We start from the raw sequence: 3,288 nt of genomic DNA, 5'->3' as shown, positions 1-3,288 counted from the left end.
GGCCGGTCCCGCGCGGTCGCGGGACCGGCCGCGCAGGTCCGCCCGACGGTGCACGGACCACCTCCGACGGGTGGATCCACGGGCCCGGCACCGGCTGGGAGGATGCCGGGACCGCGACCGACCGCAGGGGGAGAACCGTGCAGCACCAGGCCCGACCGACCGGAACCGGTCCTGCACCGGCCCTCGCCCTGCGGGGGCTGACGAAGCGGTTCGGCGACAAGGTCGCCGTCGACGCCCTCGACCTCGACGTGCCCGCCGGTTCCTTCTTCGGCGTCGTCGGCCCCAACGGCGCCGGCAAGACCACCACGCTGTCCATGGCCACCGGTCTGCTGCGCCCCGACGCCGGGCGCGCGTTCGTCCTCGGCGCCGACCTGTGGGCCGACCCCATCGCCGGCAAGCGCCGCCTCGGCGTCCTGCCCGACGGGGTGCGCCTGTTCGACCGGCTCACCGGCACCGAGCTCGTCCGCTACTCCGGCCTGCTGCGCGGGATGCCCCGCGACGTCGTCGAGCAGCGCGTGCCCGAACTGCTCGACGCCCTCGGCCTGGCCGACGCCGCCGAGACCCTCGTCGTCGACTACTCCGCCGGCATGACCAAGAAGGTCGCGCTCGCCTGCGCGCTCGTGCACGCCCCCCGCCTGCTCGTGCTCGACGAGCCGTTCGAGGCCGTCGACCCCGTCAGCGGCGCCACGATCCGCTCCCTGCTCACCTCCTACGTCGCCGGCGGCGGCACCGTCGTGCTCTCCAGCCACGTCATGGACCTCGTGGAGCGCATGTGCGACCACGTCGCCGTCATCTCCGCCGGCCGCGTCCTGGCCACCGGGGACCTCGACACCGTGCGCGGCGGCGGCACCCTGGAGGAGCGCTTCGTCGACCTCGTCGGCGGCGGCCGCGACCTCACCGGCTCCCTGGACTGGCTGCGCTGATGATCGCCACCCTCGTCCGCCTCAAGCTCACCCTGCTGCGCAACGGGCTGCGGCGCAGCCCCTGGCAGGTCGTGGCGTTCGTCCTCGGCGTCCTGTACGCGCTGTTCCTCGTCGTCACCGTCGGCGGCGCGCTGGTCGCCCTGCGCTTCACCGGCCTGGACGTCGCCGGCCCCGTCGTCGTCGGCGCCGGGACCCTCGCCGTGCTCGGCTGGGCGCTCGTCCCGCTCGTCGCCTTCGGCGTCGACGAGACCGTCGACCCCTCCCGCTTCGCCACCTTCGCCGTGCCCCGCGCGCAGCTCGTGCCGGGCCTGCTGCTCGCCGGCCTCGTCGGCCTGCCCGGCGCCGTCACCCTGCTGCTCTCGCTGGCCGGTGCCGCCGCCCTGTCCCGCTCCGCCGCCGCCACCGCGCTGGCCGTCGTGGCCGTCCTCGTCGGCACCCTCACCGCCGTGGCCGCCTCCCGCGCCACCACCACCGCGGCCGCCGCGCTGCTGCGCGCCCGCCGCACCCGTGACGTCGCCGTCCTCGTCGGCGGCGTCCTGGTCGTCCTGCTCGGCCCCGGCGTCAACCTCCTCGCCCAGCGCGTCGAGGACGGCCTCGGCGACCTCGCCGCCCTCGGCCGCGACGCCGCCGCCGTCGCCGGCTGGACCCCGCCCGGGTTCGCCTGGGCGGCCGCCGCCGACGCCGCCGCCGGCCGCTGGGGAACCGCCCTGCTGCGCCTGCTGCTCGCCCTGGCCGTGCTCGCCGCGGTGCTCGGCGTGTGGGCGCTCGCCCTGGGCCGCTCCGGCACCGGCCCCGCCGCGGGCGGTGGCGGGCCCGCCCGCACCACGGCCCGCGGCGGCGGGCTCCTGGACCGCTTGCCCGACACGCCCGCCGGGGCCGTGGCCCGCCGCTGCCTCCTGTACTGGCGGCGCGACCCCCGCTACCTCGTCGCCGCCGCCTCCGTCGCGGTCCTGCCCCTGCTGCTGCTCGTGCTGCCGCTGTCCGCGGGCGGCGACCCCGGCCGCTGGTTCCTCGCCGCCGGGCCGCTCGCCGCCTTCGTCACCGGCTGGTCCCTGCACGACGACGTCGCCTACGACCACTCCGCCTTCGCCCTGCACGTCACCGCGGGCGTGCGCGGGCGCGACGACCGCGCCGGGCGCGTCCTGGCCGCCGCGCTCTGGCAGGTGCCCGTCGTGCTCGTCCTCACCGTCACCGGGGCCCTCGTCGCCGGGCGCGCGGACCTGCTGCCGGCTCTCGCCGGTGCCTCCGCCGCCCTGCTCGGCGCCGGGTACGGCGTCTCCAGCGTCGCCAGCGCCCTGGCCCCCTACCCGGTGGCCCCGCCCGGCGGGAACCCCTTCTCCAGCCCCCGCGGCGCCGCCACCGCCACCCTGCTCGCCCAGTTCGTCACCACCCTCGCCGTCGCCCTGCTCGCGCTGCCCGCGCTCGCCGCGCTGCTCGTGGCGCTGCTGCGGGCGCCGTGGGTCGGGTGGGTCGGCCTGCTCGTCGGCGCCGGGCTGGGCGCGCTGTGGGTGCGGCTCGGCCTCAGCCGCGGCGGCGCCCTGCTCGACCGCCGCGCCCCCGAGGTGCTGGCCGTCGTCGGCCGCTCGTGAGCCTGCCGGTCGGGACGGCGAGCCTCGCCGTCGCCGTCGTGCTGCTCGCCGTGGTCGCCGTGGCGGCCGGGCGCCTCGGCGGCCTGCGCCACGGCCGCGAGGTCGCCGTGGTGTGCCTGCGCGCCGTCGTGCAGATCACCGCGATCGGGCTCGTCCTCGGGGCCGTCCTGCGCGTGCCCGCCCTGGCGCCGCTGTACCTGACCCTCGCCCTCGCGGTGGCGTCCTGGACGTCCGCGCGCCGCCTGGGGTCGCTGCGCACGTGGCCCGGCACGGCGCTCGCCGTCGGCGCGGGCGCGCTCGCCGCCGCGGTGGTCGTCGTCGCCACCGGCGCGCTGCCGCTGCGGGCGCTGGACGTGGTGCCCTTCACCGCTCAGCTCATCGGAGGCGCGATGGGTGCCACCACCCTCGCCGGGCGGCGGATGCTCGACGACGTCACCGAGCGCTGGGACCTCGTGGAGGGCTGGCTGGCCCTCGGCGCGACCCCCGCCCGGGCCGTGGCCGAGATCGGCCGAACCGCCGCCGCCCGCGCCCTGGCCCCCGCGCTGGACCAGACCCGCAACGTCGGGCTCGTCACGCTCCCCGGCGCGTTCGTCGGCCTGCTCCTGGGCGGGGCGAGCCCGCTGGAAGCGGCGCGCGTGCAGCTGCTCGTGCTCGTGGGGCTCATCGCGGCGGAGACCATCGCGGTGGTGGTGATCACCCGAGCCCTGGGCCGCGGGGTGCGCACCCGCCCCGCAGCCCCCTCCCCGCGGTGATCATGCACGGTCGAGCGCTCGACC

3 protein-coding genes are annotated in these 3,288 nt (G+C 78.4%); all 3 read left to right on the top strand.

What is annotated here, in order from left to right; genetic code table 11:
• Positions 1-137 precede the first annotated feature (137 nt).
• From ACRYM0_RS20635 to ACRYM0_RS20625, 3 genes are read left to right on the top strand one after another with little or no spacing between them, the layout of a single operon-like run.
• A complete protein-coding gene (locus tag ACRYM0_RS20635) occupies positions 138-923 on the top strand; it encodes an ABC transporter ATP-binding protein (protein ID WP_432507721.1) in 786 nt (261 codons plus the stop codon).
• Positions 923-2,512, top strand: coding sequence for a hypothetical protein (locus ACRYM0_RS20630; protein WP_432507720.1), 1,590 nt, complete (start codon positions 923-925; stop codon positions 2,510-2,512). The genes ACRYM0_RS20635 and ACRYM0_RS20630 overlap by 1 nt, the downstream gene beginning before the upstream one ends.
• A complete protein-coding gene (locus ACRYM0_RS20625; protein WP_432507719.1) occupies positions 2,509-3,264 on the top strand; it encodes an ABC transporter permease in 756 nt (251 codons plus the stop codon). The genes ACRYM0_RS20630 and ACRYM0_RS20625 overlap by 4 nt, the downstream gene beginning before the upstream one ends.
• The last annotated feature ends 24 nt before the right edge of the window (positions 3,265-3,288 follow it).

Source organism: Kineococcus arenarius subsp. arenarius (assembly GCF_050871845.1).
Classification (GTDB): Bacteria; Actinomycetota; Actinomycetes; order Actinomycetales; family Kineococcaceae; genus Kineococcus.
This window is presented reverse-complemented; position numbering and strand designations above follow the sequence as displayed.